We start from the raw sequence: 21,614 nt of genomic DNA on the forward strand, positions 1-21,614 counted from the left end.
CGAGTCAAATGCTAAATAATTTTTATGACGACAAATCAATATACACAATTTTGCCGTTTTTTTAAATTATACTAAATTAATCGTTCCAGACATTCACTTCCGGCTTGGGCCAGTTGCGCACGGCCTCGGCAAGCTCATCAACTGTAGCTGTTGCCGCCCCGACCTGACTGACAACAATCCCGGCGGCGTAGTTCGCCAGCACTGCCGAGGTAAGCGGATCAAGTCCGGCCGCAAGGCCAAGCCCGAGAGTTGCGATAACTGTATCACCGGCACCGGTCACATCAAAAACCTTACGCGCGAAAGTCGGCACATGCTTGACCACATCACGTGATTCAAACAAGGCCATGCCGTCTCCGCCAAGAGTGATCAGCAGGTGGGTTGGATCGATGCGGTCAAAGAGTCTGCGTCCTGCTTCGAGCACATCTTCACGGGTTTTAACCTGCATATTGGCTCCCTCCCCTGCTTCCTTGGAGTTGGGAGTGAGCATGGAGACGGACTGGTAACGGTCATAGTTCACAGTTTTGGGATCAACCAGAATATGCGGCTTATGATTCTTTTCTTCCAGCAGCTTCCAGAACCGCTCAAAAAAAGATTGCGACAGAAGCCCCTTTCCATAGTCGGAAAGGATGACCACCTTATAATCACAAATCTCGCTCTCCAGAAATTCGAATAGTTGATCCATGAGCGACTTTGCAAAATCCACGGTCTTTTCGCGGTCTACCCGGACCATCTGCTGGTTGTGGGCCATGACCCGTGTTTTTTTTGTGGTGGGCCGATCCTCAGCCTCATACAGGGAATAGGGGATATCCGATTCATAGCAGAGCTTTTCGAAAACCCGCCCTTCTCCATCATTGCCCACGAACCCGGTCAGATGAGGTTCGCCTCCGAGGGCAGAAATATTGCGGGCAACGTTCCCGGCCCCGCCGAGAAGGTATTTTTCTTCGGTAACCTGCACCACAGGCACCGGAGCTTCCGGTGAAATGCGTTCAACAGACCCAATCACATAATGATCAAGCATCACATCCCCGATGATCAGCACCTTGCGGTCTTTTAATTTGGGGAGAACGCTTAAAATCTTATTATCCATTACATTTATTCCTTATAATGCGATATTTATCAGTGAGCGATTATGCTCATAAACATTCAAACCTGATGATCTGCAAATAATTATGAACGAAGTTCAAGGATCGCCACCAGACGCTCAAGCTCCTGCTCATCCGCATAGCTGATGGTCAGCTTGCCTTTCTTCTGAGAACCGCTGAAAGAGACCTTGGTTTCAAGAGCTTCCTCAAGGCGGCTTTTGAGAATCTCAAGGTCTTCGTCAATCTCTTTGGGTTCCTTTTTCTTGCTTTTGCCGGGCTTCGGCTTGGCAACAACCTCACCTTCGGGAAGCTCGCCATGTTCTTTAAAATATGTTGCCGCGCCTTCACACTGGCGCACAGACAAGCCGCTGCTCATAAGACGATCAAATAGTTCATCACGTGCAGCATCATCTGCAACCGCCATAAGCGCACGCCCATGGCCTGCGGAGATTTTACCGTTACCGATGGCGTCCTGCACAGGTTCGGAAAGAGTCAGCAGACGCATGGAGTTGGAAAGGGCTGAGCGGCTTTTACCCACCTGCCCGGCCAGCTGTTCCTGACTGAGTCCGAACTTGGTGATCAGTTCCTGATAGCCCTTCGCTTCTTCAATGGGGTTCAGGTCTTCTCGCTGCAGGTTCTCGATCAAGGCGATGGCCATACTTTCAAGGTCGGTCATCTCCTTGACCAGTGCGGGGATTTCTCCCAGCCCGGCAAGCTTGGATGCCCGCAGGCGACGTTCCCCGGCCACCAGTTCAAAGCGGTCTTTTCGTCCGAGAACAGGACGCACCAGCACGGGCTGAAGCACACCCTTGGCCCGGATAGACTCGGAAAGATCTTTCAATGCTTCAGGAGAAAATTCCTTGCGCGGCTGGTTCGGGTTGGCAACAATCATATCAATATCAATCTGCCGGGCATCAATTGATGCCTCAGAAGCTGAATTTTCATCTACGCCTTTGCCGCCTCCCAGAAGAGCATCAAGTCCCCTTCCTAAACCGCCAGTGACACCTGCCATGGACTTTCTCCTTATGTTTTCGGAAGCCGCAGAAGCGGTCCCTGATAATATTTCCTTTGACTTGCTTGAAACCGTGATTATTGTATCCCGAACTCATCAATATAAATGGTCGGAGGATACATGTCTAAACACGATGATAATCTTACTGAACTTTTCGATAAAAACGGCAACCTGATCGGTGCCCTGCTCACAGCTGATCTTTGGGCAAAAGTAAAACCCATGATCAAGGATCTGCTCCCCAAAGAAGCCCCCAAAGAACGTCCGGAACCCATCGGCGAATGGGAGACCCTTAAAGAATACTGGGACTTTCCCTATCCTGTTGATACCGATGTTCACTGCGAACTCTGCGGCAACAAAACCGAAGACTGGGAAAATGATGATCCCCGCAAGTTCAGACTCATGTCCTGCAACCTCGGAGGCCTGGTCTCATTCAAATGTGCCGACTGTAATGCCCGCATTGTCAAAAAGCATTTCAAGGATGAAATTACTGTTGAGTGTACGCCTTTCGTAGAGGAAAAAGACACAAACTTTGAAGCTCGCTACTAATTTCTCCACCTGAATCAGAACACCCAAGGCCGACTCCATGTCGGCCTCTTTTATTTCCGCCCTACTCTTCTTCGTGCCGCTTAACCACTTCCTGCGCCAGGCTTAAATAAGCCATGGCTCCATTTGATTTGGCATCATAAGAAATGGCCGGTTTACCGAAACTGGGAGCTTCGGACAGGCGCACATTTCGCGGCACGATTGTCTCAAACAAACTGTCCGGAAAAGCCTTGCGAACTTCGTTTTTCACCTGACGGGCAAGTCTGTTGCGCTTATCATACATGGTCAGAACCACACCCAGAACGGCGAGTTCCGGATTAAGTCTCTTCTTGACCAGCTCGAAAGTCATCAACAACTGAGCCACACCTTCAAGTGCGTAATATTCAGTCTGGAGCGGAACCAGCAATTCTTTTGCCGCGCAAAGAGCGTTTACGGTCAAAAGACCGAGAGATGGAGGGCAGTCGAAAATGATATAATCATATTCTTCGTCCACGGTCTCCACGAGATCTTTCAGATAATATTCGCGCCCCATCTTATCAATGAGTTCGATTTCTGCTCCCACCAGATCCTGACTGGCAGGCATGAGTGAAAGATAGGGAATGTCAGTTTGATATATTGCTTCCTTCACGCGCTCCGGATTAAACAATACTGAGTATACATTTTCTCTGGAATCTCCGGGATAAAAACCAAGCCCGCTTGAACCGTTCCCCTGCGGGTCGCAGTCTACAAGCAGTACTTTTTTTTCCATCACAGCGAGAGAAGCTGAAAGGTTGATAGAGGTAGTGGTTTTACCTACCCCGCCTTTCTGGTTGGCTACTACAATTCTTTTTGCCACTTGAAACCACCCTGTTCATGAGATTTCAATTTTCATGTTTCACGTGAAACATCTCGACCAAGTTGAAAACAACAGAGCCAAAACTAGTCTGAAAAAAAGTTTAAATCAAGAAAAGTGAGCAACAAAATGAGTGGTTAAATCTGGAATATCATCAGTTAATTACTAATAAAAAGTGAATTCGCAAAACATTTCAAGGCACTAAAAAAAATTGCGTTTGATTGATCATCACAAAAAAAGGGCCGCTCGAAAGCGGCCCCTTGAACAAACTATGTTTAATAAAAATTATACGCTGTAGTAGCCGCGGTACCACTCAACAAACTTGGCAATACCTTCTTCGACTGAAGTTTCAGGCTTAAAACCAACGTCGCGAACAAGATTATCCACATTTGCATAAGTGGAAGGAACGTCGCCTGCCTGCAGAGGCATCATGTTCTTTTCGGCTTTCTTACCGATACACTCTTCAAGAACTTCGATGTAGCGCATCAATTCGGTAGGCTCATTGTTACCGATATTGTAGATACGGAAAGGAGCAGGACTGGTACCCGGATCAGGAGCATCTCCGTTCCAATCAGGATTGGGAGTAGCGGTATTTTTCATGACCCTGAAAACACCTTCAACGATGTCATCAATATAGGTAAAATCACGAAGCATCTTGCCGTGGTTAAAAACATTAATGGGCTTATCTTCAAAAATAGCCTTAGTAAAAAGAAAAAGAGCCATATCGGGTCTGCCCCACGGCCCGTATACTGTGAAGAAACGAAGTCCGGTAGTGGGGATATTGTAAAGATGGCTGTAGGAATGAGCCATCAATTCGTTAGACTTCTTAGTAGCCGCATACATGCTGATGGGGTGGTCAACGTTGTCATGAACACTAAAAGGCATACTGGTATTCAATCCGTAGACAGAGCTTGAGGATGCGTAAACAAGATGCTCAACGCCATTGTGGCGGCAGCCTTCAAGGATGTTCATGTAGCCGACTACGTTGGAATCGATGTAAGCCTGCGGATTGATCAGGGAGTAACGAACACCTGCCTGAGCAGCGAGGTTGACCACGTGTGTGAACTTCTCTTCTGCAAAAAGTTTTTCCATGGCCGCACGGTCAGCCATATCCATGTAGGCAAAGGTGAATTTGTCGTGATCTTCTATCTGCTTAAGGCGGTTCTTCTTAACATTTACATCGTAGTAATCATTAAGAATATCCAGACCTACCACTTCGTGGCCTTCAGCAAGAAGACGTTTGGAAAGATGAAAGCCGATAAACCCGGCTGCTCCTGTAACAAGGACTTTCATTATGATTTGCTCTCTTGGTCTTTTTTATCCATTGCCTCTCCCCTGCCGGTTAACGGCGCCAACATCTTTAGTAAATCAAGAGGAAGAGGAATTATGGTGGAAGATTTTCCTTCAGCAGACATTTCTCGCAAGGTCTGCAAATATCTAAGCTGCAATGCTTCCGGGTGGGCGGAAATGATCTCCGCGGCCTCAGACAGCTTATCAGCGGCCTGAAATTCACCCTGCGCATTAATGACCTTGGCTCTGCGTTCACGTTCAGCCTCGGCCTGTTTGGCCATGGCCCGCTGCATCTCCTGAGGAAGGTCAATGTATTTAAGCTCGACAGTACTTACTTTTATGCCCCAGGGATCAGTGTGCGTATCAAGAATTTCCTGAATCTCGCTGTTCACTTTTTCACGCTGGGAAAGTATCTCGTCAAGTTCAACGCCTCCACATACGCTACGCAAGGTGGTTTGTGCAAGCTGAGAAGTGGCAAACATAAAATCCTCCACTTCCAAAATTGCCTTGATCGGATCAGTTACCCGGAAATACACCACCGCATTAACCTTGATACTTACGTTATCACGGGTGATAACATCCTGATTTGGTACATCAAGAGTCATAATCCGTAGTGAAACCCTCGTCATGCGATCTACTATGGGAATCAGGATTATCAGTCCGGGACCCTTAGCATTTATCACCCTCCCAAGCCTGAAAATCACTCCGCGCTCATACTCGTTCAGGACTTTCAGTGCTGTGATCAAAAAAAACACGACCAACAAAACAACGGGAATAAAAAAAGTCATTGCAACCTCCCTAAAAATTTAACTGATCAACTCTTTTTTACGACTATCAGGGTCAGACCACGAGCCTGAACGACCTTAATCGCAGTTCCGGGCTGAAAATATGTTTTGTCCTCAGTCTCGGCATTCCAGATTTCACCCCGCACGCGGACCTTCATGCGCTCTCCCTTAAGCTCAAGGACCTCGCCAGCAAGTCCGACCATGCTCTCCATACCTACACCGGACCGGGAAAACTGGGCCTTGGTGACCAGATATATAACCACACCTACAAATGCCGAAAAAGTAAGCACAGTCCCTAGAATTGTGGCCATGGGAATCCCCGGTGCACCCTCCCGGAAAAGGACCAATGATCCGATGAACAAACTGATCACCGCAGCAAGGCTGAGCAAACCATAGCTGACGATAAAAATTTCAAGGACAAAAAGAACCGCTCCCAGAAGCAGAAGAAGTAAACCGGCTGCGTTTGTAGGCAGGATGGACATGGCGTACAGTCCGGTCACAAGACAAAAAGCACCTATCACACCGGGAAGAATTGTCCCGGGATGGGAAAGTTCAAAAAACAAACCCAGCATCCCTCCCAATAAGAGGAAATAAGCTACCTGCGGATCAAGCAACCATGAGAGAACAGCGTACCTGAAGCCGGGTTCGAACTTGCTGACCGTCACTTCCTTTTGCGAAAATTTAACCTTTTTACCATCAATCAGGATACCGCGGGCACCCAGTTGCTCCAGAAAATCATCCGCAGACAAGGCCATAAAATCAACAACGTTCAGGGTTACTGCATCCTGTGCATCCACACTGACTCCATCAAGAACAGACCTGGCATACCATTCAATATTGCGCCCCCGCTTGCGGGCAATGCCTTTGATCAGACTGACCATATCCCCGGTCACCTTTTTACTCATGGTTTCGGGAATATCTTCGCCGGAAGGAGAAACCGGACTGGCCGCACCGATGGATGTTCCGGGAGCCATAGCTGCCACCTGCGCCGCTGCAGTGATAAAAGTTCCGGCCGATGCCGCATGCGCTCCTTCCGGCCCAACCCAGACGCAAACCGGAATATTGCTGTTCATGATAATCTTGACCATATCACGCATGGCAGAGACAGAACCGCCCGGAGTATCAAGCCTCAAGAGCACAAGATCATGATCGTCATCACCGGCTTGCTCAAGACCGTCCTCCAGCAAATGGACCTGCGCGGGACTTATCCCGCCCTGCAAATCAAGGGACAAAACACGAATATCCGCTGCTGAAGCAACTACAGGCAACAGCCATGAGACCAAGACGGCAATGATGATCAAATAATAAATGAGCAATGGACAGTTTTTTAAAGCACGCATGACGACCTCCGCGAAAAGGCTTTTATAATTCATAATGCCAAATAGCGGGAGATAAATAAACTACGGAAAAAGAAAACCCCGCCACATTTACGAGACGGGGTCATAAAAAACATTTTAACCGGAACTAAAACAACGGCAGACGCAACAGCGATATGCAAAGCAACTGCTGCTCATCAGAAGGCAGGTTCTTGAGAAAGTCCGGGTCCTGAAGCATGAGCATCTGTACGCCGTTAATATGAACAGAGGCGGAAGAAGAAGGTGCTTCGGGTGCGATGATAGAACGGGTCTGATCCCCGAAGGAAGCAATGAACTTCACTCCGTAAGCTTCTACTCCCTTCCAAAAGATATCGGGCTTGTTCTCAAACTCGCTTCCGTTCCACGATGTACAGGGCCAGAATGAAATGGCTCCCTTGGGCAATCCCATGTAACCGATCAAAGACTGAAAAAGCTTGCGTCTTTCAGCGTCGGCCTGACCGGACATATCCTGCCCCATCTGGGCATAGGTCCAGAAAATCTGCACCCGTGGACTGATCCGTCCGGCAAGAGTGGACCATGGAGCGGGCCATGACTCAGGATCAGGAAAATTCACCTGAGGCTGAGCCGGGGCTTTACGCTGCTGAGGTATGCGTGACGGCTTGGCCGGAGGTGTGCGGTCAAAAGAAGGACGCTGCTGTTGCTGAGCGGGCTGCTGAGGAGAAACCTTCTGTGCGGAATCTTGCTGCGGAGCCTGATTCTGCTGTGCTGCGAATTGTTGCGGTCTTTGCTGCGGGCGTGCCTGCGCCTGCTGACGGGGCTGGGCAGGCGCACCAGGACGCTGCTGCCTTTTCGGATTTTCGAGTTCCTCGATGCCGGGCAGTGAATCCTTGAAAACATATTGCAGGCCGTTCTGATACCACGGCCTGACACTTTCAAGCACATTTAATTCTGCAGAAGGAGATCCCATATACGCCACGCTACTTCGGTTTTGGGGAGATCGGGCCATTCTTCGGACCGCCCTGCCCTGTCCAGAACATAGACCGAATTGGTGGAAGACTCAAATCCGGCTCCGGGCTTGTTGATGGGATTGGCAACAATCAGATCCAGATTCTTGCGCTCCAGCTTACCCTTGGCTGCTTCCTGAATATTGGAAGTCTCGGCCGCAAAACCGATCAACTGCTGGTCATCACGTTTCCGGCTGCCAATGGTCTTGAGAATATCCGGGTTGGTATCAAAATCAACACGCAATGCATCATTGCCGGCTTTCTTAAATTTACCCTCCCCGTGAGGGATGGGTTTGAAATCGGCAACAGCGGCGGTAAAACACCCGGTGGTGCAGCTGGGCCAAACTTCGGTAGCGGCATCAAACATCTGCTGTGCGGAATCAACCTTGATCACGTTGATATCTTCAGGGAACCACCATTTCACCGGACCGGAAACAACGGTAACTTTTGCACCACGAAGCCAGGCAGCCATGGCGATACAAGCCCCCATGAGACCGGAGGATGGATTGGACCAGAAGCGGACCGCGTCCCATTTCTCGCGGGTGGGTCCTAAGGTGATCAGAACATGCTTACCGCTCATATCGTTGGGAGCAACAGCGCGTAAACCGTGGGCATAAATGGATTCCAGCGGAGCAAGACGACCGCGCCCATGATCACCGCAAGCCACGTCCCCGCAATCAGGGCCGATGAATTCAACACCACGCTCTGCCAGCACCCGGCAGTTATCCTGGGTGGCAGGAGCATCCCACATAGCCGGGTTCATGGCCGGAGCCACCAGCTTGGGACCGCTGAATGCCAACGCCTGACAGGAAAGCATGTCATCAGCAAGGCCGTGGGTCATGCGGGCAAGCACCGAAGCTGTTGCCGGAGCGATGAGCATGGCATCAGCAGCCTGTCCGGGCTCAAGATGACCGAAGGTGTCATCCATGGTCGGGTACATCTTTTCCCAGACCTTGAAAGCACCAAGGGCCTCATAACTGAGGCCCTTGATAAATTCCTGCGCACCTGAAGTGAGCGTAACACTGACTTCGATCCCGGCCTTGCGAAACATGCGCAATAAGTCCAAAGACTTATATGCTGCGATAGAGCCGCTTACACCGAGATGGATGCGTTTTCCTAAAAAGCAGTCAAAATTAAGATGTTCATTCATTATTGTATGTTCTGTTCCTGCATCCCACCGGAAAGCGGTGCGGCGTCGGATTTCATTTCAACGGCGTAGATCTCGACCTCAGTGTTGTAAGTTCCGTCAAAAATTCTCACTGTGCAGCTCTTGTAAGGCTTGGTGAAAGAAAGAGTGGAGACAGTGGAGGTGATGGATCTTTCTTTGGTCCAGTTGTCTTTTGCCATCTGGTTTACGAAGAAATCAATAAGGGACTGGTTTTCAACACGGCCCTTAAGAACGATTTTTCCATACTTAAAAGACTGGTCTTCTGCAACATAGGACTGATCGGGAACCCTGCTCAGCTCGTTGGGAACTGCGATGTCGTCAAATTCAGTGTAAGGTACGAATTCTTCATAGCTTTCGGTTGCACCGGAAGTAGCAACCACGGGTTCATCAGAACTTTTATTGGTTCCAGCCAGACAGCCGGTCAGACCTAAAAAGATCATGGAAACGAGAAGCATTTTAATGTAAGTACGCATAGTTAATCCTCCGATTTTAATATCAACGCATATTGAAATTCAGGCCAGCAATGCTGGACATAATTTGTCACACTCAAATAATACGGCTAAAATCAAAAATTACCGCCGCATCTTCTAGACTTTTTCTACAGCCATGAGAGCAAAAAATCAATTCCGCAAGCAGGAAAATCAACCGTTCATGCGTTTTATCTTATCCATAAAATAATTTTCCATTTCCCGGCGGTCTTTGCGCAAACGAATAAGCTCTGCCTCCATAACTTCAAGCTTATGCTTTAAGCTAGTGTTTTCCTGAGCTAATTCGGAAGTAGCCTCTTCAAGCTCCACATCCTTCTGCTCAAGAGCATTGGTCCGCTCGTCATATTCCTCAGTAAGGGATTTTATATCGAGCTGCGGCAAAGCCTTGATTTTTTTCTGGCTGCGGGCAAGAAGAACAAAAGCTTTTTTGAGCTTGTAAATATCTTCACGCTGCTCTTCAATGATTGACTTCTGATCGGCAATCACTTCAAGTGACTTGCTCATCTTGTCCATCATCTCGGCAAATGCGCCGCTCAGCTCTGCCTGAATATTCATGGCCGGCTGGGCGGGTACGCCACGCTCGGAAGGGCTGATCTCAATTGTGCGGGGAAACTCGGAACGGAGCTGCTGCTCAATTTCCGTAGTGACCATCCCTTCATTATATAGTGTGACGATGCGCTTGAAGATTTCAACAGCGGATTCCGGGTATTTGGTTACCCGGCCCATTTTTTTACTGGAAAGAAAATCCTTGAACAGCGAAGCGTAACGCCTGGCTGTAGGAGCAGGGATCATCGTAATCTTGGATATTTCAGCTACTGATAACCATTTCATAATCTAATCCGGATTTGGTGATCAACGTGACAATCAAACAGAGTTGTTTGACCGGACAATCAAAGAACAAACACAGCATTCATAGACATTGAAGGTGTCTGTTGTAAAGATTCTTACCAGATTATCATCAAGAATGAAAACCGAAAATATGAACATAAACACAGAAGACTTTTTCCTTAAAAACTACGACTTTGAACTACCTGAGGAGCAGATCGCACAATGCCCCGCTGTCATGCGCCACGGCTCCAAGCTTATGGTGCTCGATCAAAAAACAGGTGAAACCGAAATCAAAAACTTCACCGACATTGTGGACCTTATACCTGAGGGTGCTCTGCTGGTGGCCAACAACTCCAAAGTGGTCCCGGCCCGCATTTTCGGACAAAAGCCTACCGGGGGCAAAGTTGAATTTTTACTGCTGACTCCCCTGCCGCTCATCGAGGCTGAAGAAGTTCCCGGCGGATTAAAGGCACAGGCCCGCGGACTGCTCCGGGCATCCAAAGGTCCCAAGCCCGGTAATGAAATATTTTTTGAAGGCGGCCTGAAGCTTACCGTACTGGGCAAAGGCAAATTCGGTCTTTCCGAAGTCGAGCTTGAATGGAGCGGCAACCTGACCAGAATTTTCGAAGAATGCGGCAAGATCCCCCTGCCCCCGTACATCCGCCGTGCTGCTGACGAAACAGACAATGAACGTTACCAGACCCTCTACGCCTGTGACGAAAAAGCAGGTTCCGTGGCCGCGCCCACAGCCGGACTCCATTTCTCCGAAGAGATCAACGAAAAGCTCAAGGCCAAAAATATCCAGCGGGTCGAAGTAACCCTATATGTAGGTTACGGAACCTTCAGCCCGGTACGCGCCGAAGATATCCGTGATCATGAAATGCACAGTGAATACATCGAGATACCGGAAGAAACCGCTGCCGCAGTGATCAAAGCCAAGCAGGAAGGACGTCCGGTTATCGCCGTGGGGACCACCTCCGCCCGGACTCTTGAAGGAGCTTTTCAACAGGCCGGAAAAGTAAGTGAATTCAAGGGAGAGACCAATATTTTCATCTACCCCGGCTTTGAATTCAAGGTGGTCGACCGCATGGTCACCAATTTTCATTTGCCGGAATCATCATTAGTCATTATGATTTCCGCTCTCGCCGGTAGGAAAAACGTTTTAAAAGCGTATGCAGAAGCTGTTGAGAATAAATTCAGGTTCTTCTCTTATGGCGACTCGATGTATATAAAATAAGGTATGAATACAGTTTTAACGTAGTTTTGACGGAAAAATTTGCACAGCAGCGCAAATAATTATACCTTGTTTCCCAACAGTCACATTTCTATAATGTGCTGCCCACAAGTAAATAAGACTCTAATGGTCCCAGCCCGTTGATATAACGGGCTTTTCTGTCACAGTAACAGGAGAATAGGATGTCACGAGTAGCATTTTTGGACGAAAGGTGTAAGGGCTGTCTGCTCTGTACCACCGTCTGTCCAAAGGAAATCATAAGGCAATCCGACCGATTCAACCAGCACGGTTACAAAGTTGCTGAAGTCGCGGCTGAGGATATGGAAAAGTGTACCGGATGTACTTCCTGTGCGCTGATCTGTCCGGATATCGCTATCCGGGTCTACAGAACCAAAAAGGCCAAAGGAGAATAGTATGGCTAAGAACGGCGAAAAGCTTTTCATCAAAGGCAATGAGGCTATCTCCCGCGGCGCAATCGCAGCCGGACTGAAATGTTATTTCGGTTACCCCATCACCCCCCAGAACGATATCCCGGAATACATGTCCGCAGAACTGCCCAAAGTCGGCGGTGAATTCGTTCAGGCTGAAAGTGAAGTCGCAGCAGCAAACATGCTCATCGGCGCAGCAGCCGCAGGCTCCCGCTGCATGACCTCTTCCTCCAGCCCCGGTGTATCCCTCAAGCAGGAAGCTATCTCCTACCTTGCAGGCAGCCAGCTTCCGGCAGTTATCGTCAACATGAACCGCGGCGGACCGGGTCTCGGCGACATCGGCCCCAGTCAGGGCGACTATTTTCAGGCCACCAAAGGCGGCGGACACGGTGACTACCGCACCCTCGTTCTCGCTCCCGGCACCTGTCAGGAATGCTACGACCTCGTCATCGAAGCTTTTGACCTCGCTTTCAAATACCGCAACCCGGTCATGATCCTCGGTGATGCCATCGTCGGTCAGATGAAAGAGCCCGTCATCACACGGGAAGTCAAAGACCACGATGCAGCGGAAGGAAAAGAATGGCGCATTGAAGGTGCCAAGGACCGTGATCACCGCATCATCAAGTCCCTGTTCCTTACCGAAGGTTCCCTTGCAGGACACAACCAGGCTCTGCAGGCCAAGTATGACGAAATGGCCAAAAACACCAAGCAGGAACTTTTCGAAACCGAAGATGCCGAACTCATCGTAGTTGCCTACGGTTCCATCGGACGTATCGTAAAAAGCACCGTGCGCAAGCTGCGTGCACAGGGTCACAAGGTCGGCCTGTTCCGTCCCATCACCCTCTACCCCTTCCCCTCCGAAGAGCTTAACAAGCTCGCCAAGCAGGGTAAGAAGTTCCTGACTATTGAGCATAACCTCGGTCAGATGGTTGAAGACGTACGTCTTTCCATCCGCACCATTACCGACAGTGATTTCTTCGGCTTCATGCCCGGAAACCTGCCTACCCCCGACGATTTCGAGGAGCCCATCCTCAAAAGCCTTGGAGGGAAATAGATATGAGCGAACAAGAAATTCTCGCCTTTGACAGGGCTGACGCTATTGTAGACGTTCCCACCCACTACTGTCCCGGCTGCCAGCACGGTGTGGCCCACAGGCTCGCGGGTGAACTGCTCAGCGAAATGGGTCTGACCGAAGACACCCTTCTGGTCACCTCCATCGGCTGTTCCGTATTCCTCTACAACTACCTTAACGTGGACAGCGTGGAAGCACCGCACGGCCGCGCCCCGGCAGTTGCCACCGGCGTGAAACGCGCACGCACTGACAAGTTTGTCCTCTCCTATCAGGGTGACGGCGACCTCGCTTCCATCGGTATGGCCGAGATCATGCACATCGCCAACCGCGGCGAAAAAGTATCCATCATCTTTGTAAACAACACTGTTTACGGCATGACCGGCGGACAGATGGCCCCCACCACCATGGAAGGCCAGAAGACCACAACTTCCCCCAATGGACGTGATCCCATGAAGGAAGGGCAGGCTATCAGGATGGCTGAAATCATCGCCTCCCTCGGTGGTACTGCATACTCCGCACGTGTGGCCCTGAACAATGTAAAGAACATCCGCAAGGCCAAAAAAGCCATGAAAAAGGCTTTTGAAGTGCAGCAGAAAGGACTCGGTTTCGGTTTTATCGAACTGCTGGCCACCTGCCCCACCAACTGGAGAATGACTCCCATTCAGGCGAACGAAAGGGTTGAATCTGAAATGATTCCCTACTTCCCGCTGGGTGTATATAAAGACGTAACCGCGGAGGACTAAGATGAGCAAATACCTCGACAGCATCATTGCCGGATTCGGCGGACAGGGCGTTATGCTCATCGGTAACCTGCTGGCCTATTCAGGAATGAATGCCGGACTGAACGTTACCTACATCCCGGTATACGGACCTGAAATGCGCGGCGGTACCGCGAACTGCACAGTCGTGCTTTCCGACGACGAGATCGGTTCACCCATCATCCGCAGCCCGCACAGCCTGATCATCATGAACCGTCCTTCACTGGATAAGTTCCAGCCCATGCTCATGGATGACGGTATCCAGATCGTCAACTCTTCTCTCGTTGACGCAGAGCTGGTGGATACCAAGCGCATCAATTCCTACATGGTGCCCTGCAACGATATCGCCGACAAACTCGGCAATACCCGCATGGCAAACATGGTAGCGCTCGGTGCCTTCATCAAGGCGACCGGAATCATGGATATGCAGGCAGTCATCGACTCCCTCGAAAACGTGATCTCCGCCCACTACCACCACCTCATCCCCAAAAACGCAGAAGCCCTCAAAGAAGGCGCAGCTGCTATTTAGTACGCACAATTTAAATTCCCCCTGCGAATTTTCGCAGGGGGAATTTATTTTTTGATGCCTCCCCTTCCCCAGACCCCATCCCCTCTTCCCAAAAGACGTTTTAGTTAAGCTTCGCTGGGTAACACATTAAATTTTGCTTCATTTGCAAAATTATCCGGATTCGGTCAGACTAGTTTAACAGCAACTACTCGCCTTTAAATATTTCTTCACAATTTATCATTAATTTTAAGCGTTTTAATTCAAAAAAACGATCAGAACTCTACAAAAGACCACAAAGGTCTTCAGGAGCTAAATATGGACATATTCAAGCCTGAAAAGCTTTATGGAATAATCGGACATCCTCTCGGGCATACCATGAGTCCCCTGCTGCATAATTGGGGCTTTGCGCAGCACAAAATCCCGGCAGTTTACATGGCCTTCCCCACTGAGCCGGAAAAAGTGGAAAGTTTCATGCAGACTTTCAGAAACCTGCCTGTTTCCGGGTCCAGCGTGACCATTCCGCACAAGCTTTCTGTAATGGACTACATTGATCAACTGACTGAGCGGGCAAAGTCCGTGGGAGCGGTAAATACCCTCTATTGGGAAGGTGATAAAATCGTGGGCGACAACACTGATGCCGCCGGAGTCTCCGAACCGCTGCGTCCCTATTCTGATCAGGTCAAGAAAGCTCTCCTGATCGGGGCCGGCGGTGCGGCTCGCGCAGCGATTACGGGTTTAAAATCATTGGGCATCAACGAAATATTCATTACCAACCGCACCAAGGCCAAAGCAGATGATCTCGCTGCGGAATTTAAAATATCATCCATAGATTGGGATACTCGCGGCGATCAACACTTCGATCTTATCGTGAATTCCACCTCGCTGGGCATGTCCGGAAAATTTGAAGAGATCAACCCCATGATCATGGACAATCAGGACACGAACACCATCGTCTTCGACCTTGTCTACAATCCCATGGAGACTGTTTTCATCAAGGAAGCAAAGGCCAAAGACTGCACTGTAATCCACGGAATCGAGATGTTTGTCCATCAGGGGATGGAGCAGTTCCGTTTATGGACGGGAATTAAGCTGGACGAAAAGAAAGCGCGGGAATTATTGCTGGAGAATTTGTAACAAGTTCCCCCGCAACAAAGCTATTGCGGGGATAAATTTTAAATTCTTTGTATCAAGCTACATGCGAAGCTTATTTAAAAAGTTTGGGGGCCTTAAACCCTTTTCAAAGGGTTTAAGGCCCCCGGCAGGGTCGCCGAAGGCATACCTTTAAATCTTAATTACTTATCAAACGAATACTGCCTAAGATATTTGATCACATGTTTGCTGATAAACACTGGCTGTTCAGCCAGCATGGCATGCCCGGCATCAGGAACTTCAAACAAAGTAACTCTGTCCGGGTAGGTTTTCTTCATATACTGCGCATTTGCCATGGGCGCAGCCACATCATACTGACCGTTTAGAATCAACATTGGCGCGCTTCCACCGCTGACCCAATCCGCTGAGGTTTTAGAGTGATCCCGGTCCAACCCCTGCTGCATCCAGCCCGTATCGCGATACCAACCCGTAATCCAATCTGAAGGAACTTTGGACATGGGAGCGAAGAAAGCGCGTTTGACGAATTGCTCTCTTTCGGACGGGGGAAGCCAAAAAGCAAAGGCCGCAGTCATACCGGACAGAGTAACATCCTGCGGATCGTTTAAATTGGAGTTTACTGCAAGCCCTCTGAAATAATTATCAATTTGATTAGTAATCAGTGAAGGATCAACAGCTATATTTTTATTGCTCAGCACCTGTTGCGCTGGACTGGTTCTGGTCGTTGGAGATGGTGAATCAACAGCCTGCCCAGCCCCTCCTACCTGCTGCCCGCCGCAGGCCAGAAGAACCAGTGCTCCAACCCGTTCCGGGTACTTAACAGCGAACATCCGGACGACCCTATTCCCGAATTCATACCCAAGCAGGTGTACCCTGCCTCCCGCAACTCCGCCGGGAACATCGTTCAAAACCAACTCAATATCTGCTGCAAATTGATCATAGCTGGGTTTGGTCAGGAGCGGCCCGCTTCTGCCTATTCCGCGCGGCTGTATGGCTACCGTACGGTATCCGGCTTTATTCAACTCAGCTACAAGTTCACGGAATTCACAGGCCCCACGCCCCATTCCGGGAAGCAACACCACAACTTCCCCGTCAGCAGGTCCCTGTAAAAAATAAACAATATTTTCAGCCGGCCCTCTGGTTTCACCAATATATGTCAGCTGCAAATCATCCATATTAGTGCGGGGAGCACAGGCTGAAACAGCAAAAATAACCGTAATTGCCAAGATTAAGCCGAAAACACCGACCATTCTTGCAAAAATATTACCCATGTCGCCCTCCATCAAAGAATATTTGGCAACAGGATAACACACGGTTCGCAATATTGCTCCAACAAACAAAACCCGCAATATCAACCAAGATATGCGGGCTTAATTTTGAAATTCGCCTTAAAATGCTACATGCGAAGCTTATTAAAAATTATCCTATACAAACAGACTTAACGTTCACAAATTCGCGGATTCCGTAAGTAGAAAGCTCACGTCCGTAGCCGGAATTCTTAACCCCGCCAAAAGGAAGCGGCGGACGGCTGCTGACCCGTCCGTTGACGTAGACCAAACCGGCTTCTATCTGCCGTGCCAAGCGCAAACCTTTCTCTTCATCACGGGTCCATACAGAACCGCCGAGGCCGAACGAACTGTCATTGGCCATTTCCATGGCCTGCTCTTCACTCTCAGCCCTGAAAACAAGGGCCACGGGTCCGAAAATTTCGTCACGCCCGGCTTCGCTTTTGAAAGGAACGTCAGTGATGATGGTCGGGGGATAAAATGCACCCTCACCTGCGGGAATTGAACCGCCAAGTGAGATCTTTCCGCCCGCCTCGAGACAGGCTTCGACCTGTGTTTGCAGATCATTGCGGAACTGGTGAGAAGCCATGGGGCCCATGAGCGTATTTTCATCCATAGGATCGCCCATGATCATTGATTCCATGCGCTCCTTAAGCTTACCGAGAAATTCATCATAAACATCGCTGTGAACAATGAACCGCTTAGCGGCAATGCAGGCCTGTCCGGCATTGGAACAGCGGGATTCGGCACCGATGGCAGCAGCCTTTTCCAGATCGGCATCGGCGAGAACCACGAAAGCATCGCTTCCGCCCAGTTCCATGACTGATTTCTTAAGCCTTGCCCCGGCTGCTGCGGCAACTTTGCGTCCGGCAGCTTCACTCCCGGTCAGGCAGACCCCGATCACTGCGTCATGATCGAGAACATTCTCCACCTGTGCGGCTCCGATGAGCAGGGTGCGGAAGACATTGTCAGGAAAAATTGAATCACAGAAGACCTGCTCAATAGCCAGAGCGCACTGAGGCACGTTTGAAGCGTGTTTTAAGAGCATTGTGTTCCCGGCCATAAGCGTGGGTACCGCAATGCGCAAAACCTGCCATACGGGGTAATTCCACGGCATTACGGCCAGAACGGTTCCCATGGGGGCGTAGTCCACATAGCACTGCATGGAGTCAACGGTTTTGGGTTCGCTGGCCAGCATGGCTGCACCGTTATCAGCGTAATAATCACAAACAGTTGCGGACTTGAGAACTTCCGCCCTGCCGGATTTGAGGGGCTTGCCCATTTCAGCGGCCATGAGTCCGGCAAAATGGCCTGCCCGCTCACGCAGAAGCGCGGCCAGATTCCGCAGGCAATCTGCACGAAGATCCATGGAGCTGTGTTTCCATGAAGAAAATGCCTTGTCTACTGCGGATATGGCAGAAAAAGTCTGCACGGAAATGAACTCATCAAATTTTTTTTCAACCCGCCCGGTCATGGGGTTGGTACTCTGAATAGCCATCTGGGCAATACCTTGTTTTTACTGAATTAGGATAGAGTGAACCATGAAAAGGATCACTGCGTGGAAAGGCTACTTACCAAGAATATCCCTAAATAAAAAGGCGGCTGCCCTTGGACAACCGCCTTTATTTTATTTTTAATCCCGTCAAATCTACTGAACGTAAACCTTGATCCGGTCACCCGGACGAAGGATAGACTTTGAATTCAAGCTGTTCCACTTCATGAGTGATGAAACTTTAACACCGAAACGGCGGGCGATCTTCCAGAGATTGTCACCGCGGCGCACCCGGTATTTGACCAGCTGCTGCTTGACGTTCTGGGCCTTGGCAACGGAACGCGCGGAACTGCGGGCGTTGTTATCGGGAATGTACAGTTTCTGGCCGATCTTCAGCTTGGAAGAATAAAGTCCGTTGGAACGCTTCAGGGTCCTCACACTGACTTTGTAGCGGCTGGCAATGGACCAGAGGGTGTCACCCTTGCGGACCCGGTAATTGGCACGGCTCTGGGCGTTGCGACGGGTCTTGCTGGTCTTGGAAGCATACATAGCTTTGGAAGAACCTTTACCCGGAATCATGATATATTTACCGATTCGGAGCAGGTTGGACCTCTGGTTGTTGACCGACTTGAGCACTGCCACGGGCACGCCGTAGCGGCGGGCAATGCGGTACCAGGAATCACCCTTGCGGATTTTGTAACGCTTGTACCCGGCAAAAGGACGGGAATTGGGGGATTCAAGGTAATCGGCAGCATCGGCCATAACCCGCTCGGGCAGGTAGGCATTGATAACCGCGTTGGGCGGGCTGACCTGTCTGCGGAAATGGGGGTTCAGCTTGTGGAATTCACTCCATTTCATGCCGCAGGCTTTGGCAAGGGCCAGCAGATCGGTTCCGCCGGGAACCTTGACGGTTTCAACCTGAATACCGTTGTTCCAGTCAATATTGGTAAAACCGAGTTCATCAAGGTTCTTGAAAATCTTGGAGATGGCGATGAATTTGGGAACGTAGTTCTTGGTTTCAGCGCGCAGTCTGGCTCTTCTGCTGAGCTTATGATTGTTCTTGGTCAGGTCGAAGAAATCTTTGGATCCGGTCCTTTTCAAAGCCCGGCCGATTTTTCCTTCACCGGCATTGTAGGCAGCAAGAGCCAGATACCAGTCACCGAACATTTCATGCAGCACGGTCAGATATTTTACCGCAGCTTTGGTGGATTTATAGGGGTCGCGGCGTTCATCAACCCACCAGTCCACGCGCAGACCGAATTTGCGGCCGGTAAAAGGCATGAACTGCCACATTCCGGCAGCACCGGCGCGGGAATATGCCCAGGCATTATATCCGCTTTCGGCAAAAGGCAGCATGGCCAGATCCTGCGGCATATTGTTCTCGGAAAGCACCTGCCGCACATAAGGCAGGAAGGGCTCGGAGCGTTTCAACCAGCGATCAAATGTCTTGCGCGCTTTATGGGTGAAGAAACCGAAGTACTGCTGAACTTCCTTGGTATCATGTTCATTAAGGTCAAAAAGAATACCGTTGCTGGAGCGGAGGACCTTTTCTTCTTCAGGGGTCAGTACCTCAGTTTCCTGAGGTGCTTCCTCAAGTTCAGGATCGAGGGGTTCAACCCCGGAATCAGCGACCTCGTTATCAACCCCGACTTCTTTTTCAAGCTCGGCCTGAACCTGTGTATCAAGTGCAGTTTCATCGACGGGAGCGTTCTTGGCAGAACACCCGGCAAAAAATGCAAATAAAGCCAGCAGAGCGATTAACTGAAGAGATTTCAGCATCTTCGACCCCTTGTCACTGTGGACGTAAGATTTTGTGATTTTATCCATATTTTATCTAGAAAAACTATAAATATTGCTTGGTTAGACACTGAAAAGCATACTCAAGAGTTTAAAAAAAAAGACTTTTTCAGTGCAAAATATTGAGTTGTTTAAACATATGTAGAGCTATACTAAACTGCGAGGGTTTGCAATAGTAAAACGAAAGGTATAGGTTGCCGGGACCGTTCAGGCACAAGGGTTTTTAGCCTAGATGAACCGTTTAAAGAGACTGTTCAAAACGGGGCAATGAGAACCGATTTCATCATAACAAACCATTTTAATTAACCAATTAGAAAGCCGAAAGCGGCACAATCTTACCCGTCCGGCTTATAAATCAAATACATATGGAAAAATTCTGCATAAGCTAAATTTTTCCTGTTTTAATAAAAAAGGTAGATTTCCAATGAAAAAGAACAGCGGAGACAACGACAAGACCATCATAGCGGGGCGCAAACCGGTTCAGGAGCTGCTTTTAGACTCTCCGGAAAGGATTGACCTGCTTTACCTGCAAAAAGGGCGTCAGGACAAAAATTTCGAACGCACCATCCAACGTTGTAAAAAACACGGCATCAAATACAAAATCGCCGACAAGGCCGAACTGGGCCGGGTATTTTCCGGCAACCATCAGGGAGTCATCGCCCGGGTGGCCGGCCTTTCCTTTGCCGATTACGACGAAATGCTGGAAAATCTTGCAGATTCTCCCCTGCCGCTGCTGGTGGTTCTTGATCAGGTGCAGGACCCCGGCAACGTGGGTGTTCTGGCCCGATCTCTGTACGCGCTGGGCGGGGCCGGAATCGTCACCGCCAAGCACGGCGGGGCTTTCCTCGGTCCTGCGGCAGTGAAAGCAAGTGCTGGAGCACTGAACAAGCTGCCTGTAGCAAGGGTCAACAATATTTCCCAAACTCTTGATAAAGCCCTCGACATGGGCATCAATGTTTACGGAGCCGGATTGGATGTGGATTCTTCCTCTGCTTACAGTGCAGACATCGAGACTCCGGCAATCCTTGTGCTCGGCAACGAGGAAAAAGGTATCCGCTTCAATGTGGAAAAACGTTGCCAGAAACTGATTCACATTCCCTTCCGCCGCGAGTTTGATTCACTGAATGTCGCGCAGGCCGGGGCTATGCTGATAAGCGAATTTGCACGGCGACTGGGCTGACAGGCCACTTAAATATCTGCCGAAACAGGCATAAAGTAAGTCCCCTGAAGATTTAACTATCTTCAGGGGACTTACTTTATAGAAAAAGTCTATATATTTTCTACTTAATATAATTAGGTAAATTCATAAAAATATTACGAGTAAAATCAATCATTTTGTCCATAATCCACGGAAAAGCAAAAAGCAGGGCAATAAACATGGAAACAATCTTGGGCACAAAGGTCAGGGTCATCTCCTGAATCTGGGTTGCGGCCTGAAGAATGGACACGAAAATACCCACCACCAGCCCCACTGCCAGCATGGGCAGGGCCAGAGTCAAAGCCAGCTCAATGGACTGCTTCGCAAATCCGATTACAAATTCCGGGGTCATTTTTTGCCTCCGTAAATTAAACGCACTACTGCCC

The 21,614-nt window shown here is 49.5% G+C and carries 22 protein-coding genes; 8 read left to right on the top strand and 14 right to left on the bottom strand.

The genetic code is table 11. The features are described 5' to 3' along the window. Positions 1-76: 76 nt before the first annotated feature. Positions 77-1,087 carry a D-glycero-beta-D-manno-heptose-7-phosphate kinase gene (gene rfaE1 / locus FMR86_RS06025; protein WP_163350188.1) on the bottom strand — a complete coding sequence of 337 codons (1,011 nt, stop codon included), beginning with the start codon at positions 1,085-1,087 and terminating at the stop codon, positions 77-79. Positions 1,088-1,167: 80 nt separating this feature from the next. After that, positions 1,168-2,094, bottom strand: a complete 927-nt coding sequence (locus FMR86_RS06030) for a ParB/RepB/Spo0J family partition protein (RefSeq protein WP_163350189.1) — start codon at positions 2,092-2,094, stop codon at positions 1,168-1,170. A gap of 120 nt (positions 2,095-2,214) precedes the next feature. On the opposite strand from FMR86_RS06030, the gene FMR86_RS06035 reads away from it, so the two are divergent. Further along, entirely contained in the window at positions 2,215-2,640 is a 426-nt protein-coding gene (locus tag FMR86_RS06035; protein WP_163350190.1) for a hypothetical protein, read from the top strand. Positions 2,641-2,701: 61 nt separating this feature from the next. Here FMR86_RS06035 and FMR86_RS06040 read toward each other — a convergent pair whose 3' ends face one another. From FMR86_RS06040 to FMR86_RS06075, 8 genes are all read right to left on the bottom strand, one after another. Then, entirely contained in the window at positions 2,702-3,472 is a 771-nt protein-coding gene (locus tag FMR86_RS06040) for an AAA family ATPase (RefSeq protein ID WP_163350191.1), read from the bottom strand. Between the two features lie 282 nt (positions 3,473-3,754). After that, positions 3,755-4,762, bottom strand: a complete 1,008-nt coding sequence (locus tag FMR86_RS06045; RefSeq protein ID WP_163350192.1) for an NAD-dependent epimerase — start codon at positions 4,760-4,762, stop codon at positions 3,755-3,757. Next, entirely contained in the window at positions 4,762-5,547 is a 786-nt protein-coding gene (locus FMR86_RS06050) for a slipin family protein (protein WP_163350193.1), read from the bottom strand. Before FMR86_RS06050 ends, FMR86_RS06045 begins: the two co-directional genes overlap by 1 nt. A gap of 26 nt (positions 5,548-5,573) precedes the next feature. Beyond that, positions 5,574-6,884, bottom strand: a complete 1,311-nt coding sequence (locus FMR86_RS06055) for a nodulation protein NfeD (RefSeq protein ID WP_163350194.1) — start codon at positions 6,882-6,884, stop codon at positions 5,574-5,576. Between the two features lie 124 nt (positions 6,885-7,008). Beyond that, complete coding sequence (locus FMR86_RS06060) at positions 7,009-7,800, bottom strand: hypothetical protein (protein ID WP_373682454.1); 792 nt, start codon at positions 7,798-7,800, stop codon at positions 7,009-7,011. 2 nt (positions 7,801-7,802) lie between these two features. Continuing rightward, positions 7,803-9,014 carry a bifunctional phosphopantothenoylcysteine decarboxylase/phosphopantothenate--cysteine ligase CoaBC gene (gene coaBC / locus FMR86_RS06065; protein ID WP_163350196.1) on the bottom strand — a complete coding sequence of 404 codons (1,212 nt, stop codon included), beginning with the start codon at positions 9,012-9,014 and terminating at the stop codon, positions 7,803-7,805. Continuing rightward, positions 9,014-9,505, bottom strand: coding sequence for a hypothetical protein (locus tag FMR86_RS06070; RefSeq protein ID WP_163350197.1), 492 nt, complete (start codon positions 9,503-9,505; stop codon positions 9,014-9,016). Before FMR86_RS06070 ends, coaBC begins: the two co-directional genes overlap by 1 nt. A gap of 168 nt (positions 9,506-9,673) precedes the next feature. Next, positions 9,674-10,351 (bottom strand): hypothetical protein, encoded by a 678-nt coding sequence (locus FMR86_RS06075; RefSeq protein ID WP_163350198.1) that lies wholly within the window; start codon positions 10,349-10,351, stop codon positions 9,674-9,676. A gap of 148 nt (positions 10,352-10,499) precedes the next feature. Between FMR86_RS06075 and queA the strand changes: the two genes are divergently transcribed. From queA to aroE, 6 genes are all read left to right on the top strand, one after another. Continuing rightward, complete coding sequence (gene queA / locus FMR86_RS06080) at positions 10,500-11,585, top strand: tRNA preQ1(34) S-adenosylmethionine ribosyltransferase-isomerase QueA (RefSeq protein WP_203544790.1); 1,086 nt, start codon at positions 10,500-10,502, stop codon at positions 11,583-11,585. Between the two features lie 179 nt (positions 11,586-11,764). Then, positions 11,765-11,995, top strand: a complete 231-nt coding sequence (locus FMR86_RS06085) for a 4Fe-4S binding protein (protein ID WP_163350200.1) — start codon at positions 11,765-11,767, stop codon at positions 11,993-11,995. A gap of 1 nt (position 11,996) precedes the next feature. Beyond that, positions 11,997-13,064 carry a 3-methyl-2-oxobutanoate dehydrogenase subunit VorB gene (locus tag FMR86_RS06090; protein WP_163350201.1) on the top strand — a complete coding sequence of 356 codons (1,068 nt, stop codon included), beginning with the start codon at positions 11,997-11,999 and terminating at the stop codon, positions 13,062-13,064. Positions 13,065-13,066: 2 nt separating this feature from the next. Beyond that, complete coding sequence (locus FMR86_RS06095) at positions 13,067-13,825, top strand: thiamine pyrophosphate-dependent enzyme (RefSeq protein ID WP_163350202.1); 759 nt, start codon at positions 13,067-13,069, stop codon at positions 13,823-13,825. Position 13,826: 1 nt separating this feature from the next. Further along, positions 13,827-14,369 carry a 2-oxoacid:acceptor oxidoreductase family protein gene (locus tag FMR86_RS06100; protein ID WP_163350203.1) on the top strand — a complete coding sequence of 181 codons (543 nt, stop codon included), beginning with the start codon at positions 13,827-13,829 and terminating at the stop codon, positions 14,367-14,369. A gap of 294 nt (positions 14,370-14,663) precedes the next feature. Further along, positions 14,664-15,482 (top strand): shikimate dehydrogenase, encoded by an 819-nt coding sequence (gene aroE, locus FMR86_RS06105; RefSeq protein ID WP_163350204.1) that lies wholly within the window; start codon positions 14,664-14,666, stop codon positions 15,480-15,482. Between the two features lie 158 nt (positions 15,483-15,640). Here aroE and FMR86_RS06110 read toward each other — a convergent pair whose 3' ends face one another. The 3 genes from FMR86_RS06110 to FMR86_RS06120 all read right to left on the bottom strand — a co-directional run bounded on the left by FMR86_RS06110 (position 15,641) and on the right by FMR86_RS06120 (position 20,012). Beyond that, positions 15,641-16,726: an alpha/beta fold hydrolase gene (locus FMR86_RS06110; RefSeq protein ID WP_163350205.1), complete on the bottom strand. Its 1,086-nt coding sequence runs from the start codon at positions 16,724-16,726 to the stop codon at positions 15,641-15,643. A gap of 148 nt (positions 16,727-16,874) precedes the next feature. After that, positions 16,875-18,239, bottom strand: a complete 1,365-nt coding sequence (locus tag FMR86_RS06115; protein ID WP_163350206.1) for an NAD-dependent succinate-semialdehyde dehydrogenase — start codon at positions 18,237-18,239, stop codon at positions 16,875-16,877. Positions 18,240-18,389: 150 nt separating this feature from the next. Beyond that, positions 18,390-20,012, bottom strand: coding sequence for a LysM peptidoglycan-binding domain-containing protein (locus tag FMR86_RS06120; protein WP_163350207.1), 1,623 nt, complete (start codon positions 20,010-20,012; stop codon positions 18,390-18,392). Positions 20,013-20,454: 442 nt separating this feature from the next. Between FMR86_RS06120 and rlmB the strand changes: the two genes are divergently transcribed. Next, the gene (rlmB, locus tag FMR86_RS06125; RefSeq protein ID WP_163350208.1) at positions 20,455-21,210 is read left to right on the top strand and encodes a 23S rRNA (guanosine(2251)-2'-O)-methyltransferase RlmB; all 756 of its coding nucleotides are present in this window, start codon (positions 20,455-20,457) and stop codon (positions 21,208-21,210) included. 100 nt (positions 21,211-21,310) lie between these two features. Here the strand turns inward: rlmB and fliQ are convergent, their stop codons facing one another. Then, positions 21,311-21,580, bottom strand: coding sequence for a flagellar biosynthesis protein FliQ (fliQ, locus tag FMR86_RS06130; RefSeq protein WP_163350209.1), 270 nt, complete (start codon positions 21,578-21,580; stop codon positions 21,311-21,313). Positions 21,581-21,614: the final 34 nt, after the last annotated feature.

Origin of the sequence: Desulfovibrio sp. JC010 (assembly GCF_010470675.1) — a bacterium.
Lineage (GTDB): Bacteria > Desulfobacterota > Desulfovibrionia > Desulfovibrionales > Desulfovibrionaceae > Maridesulfovibrio.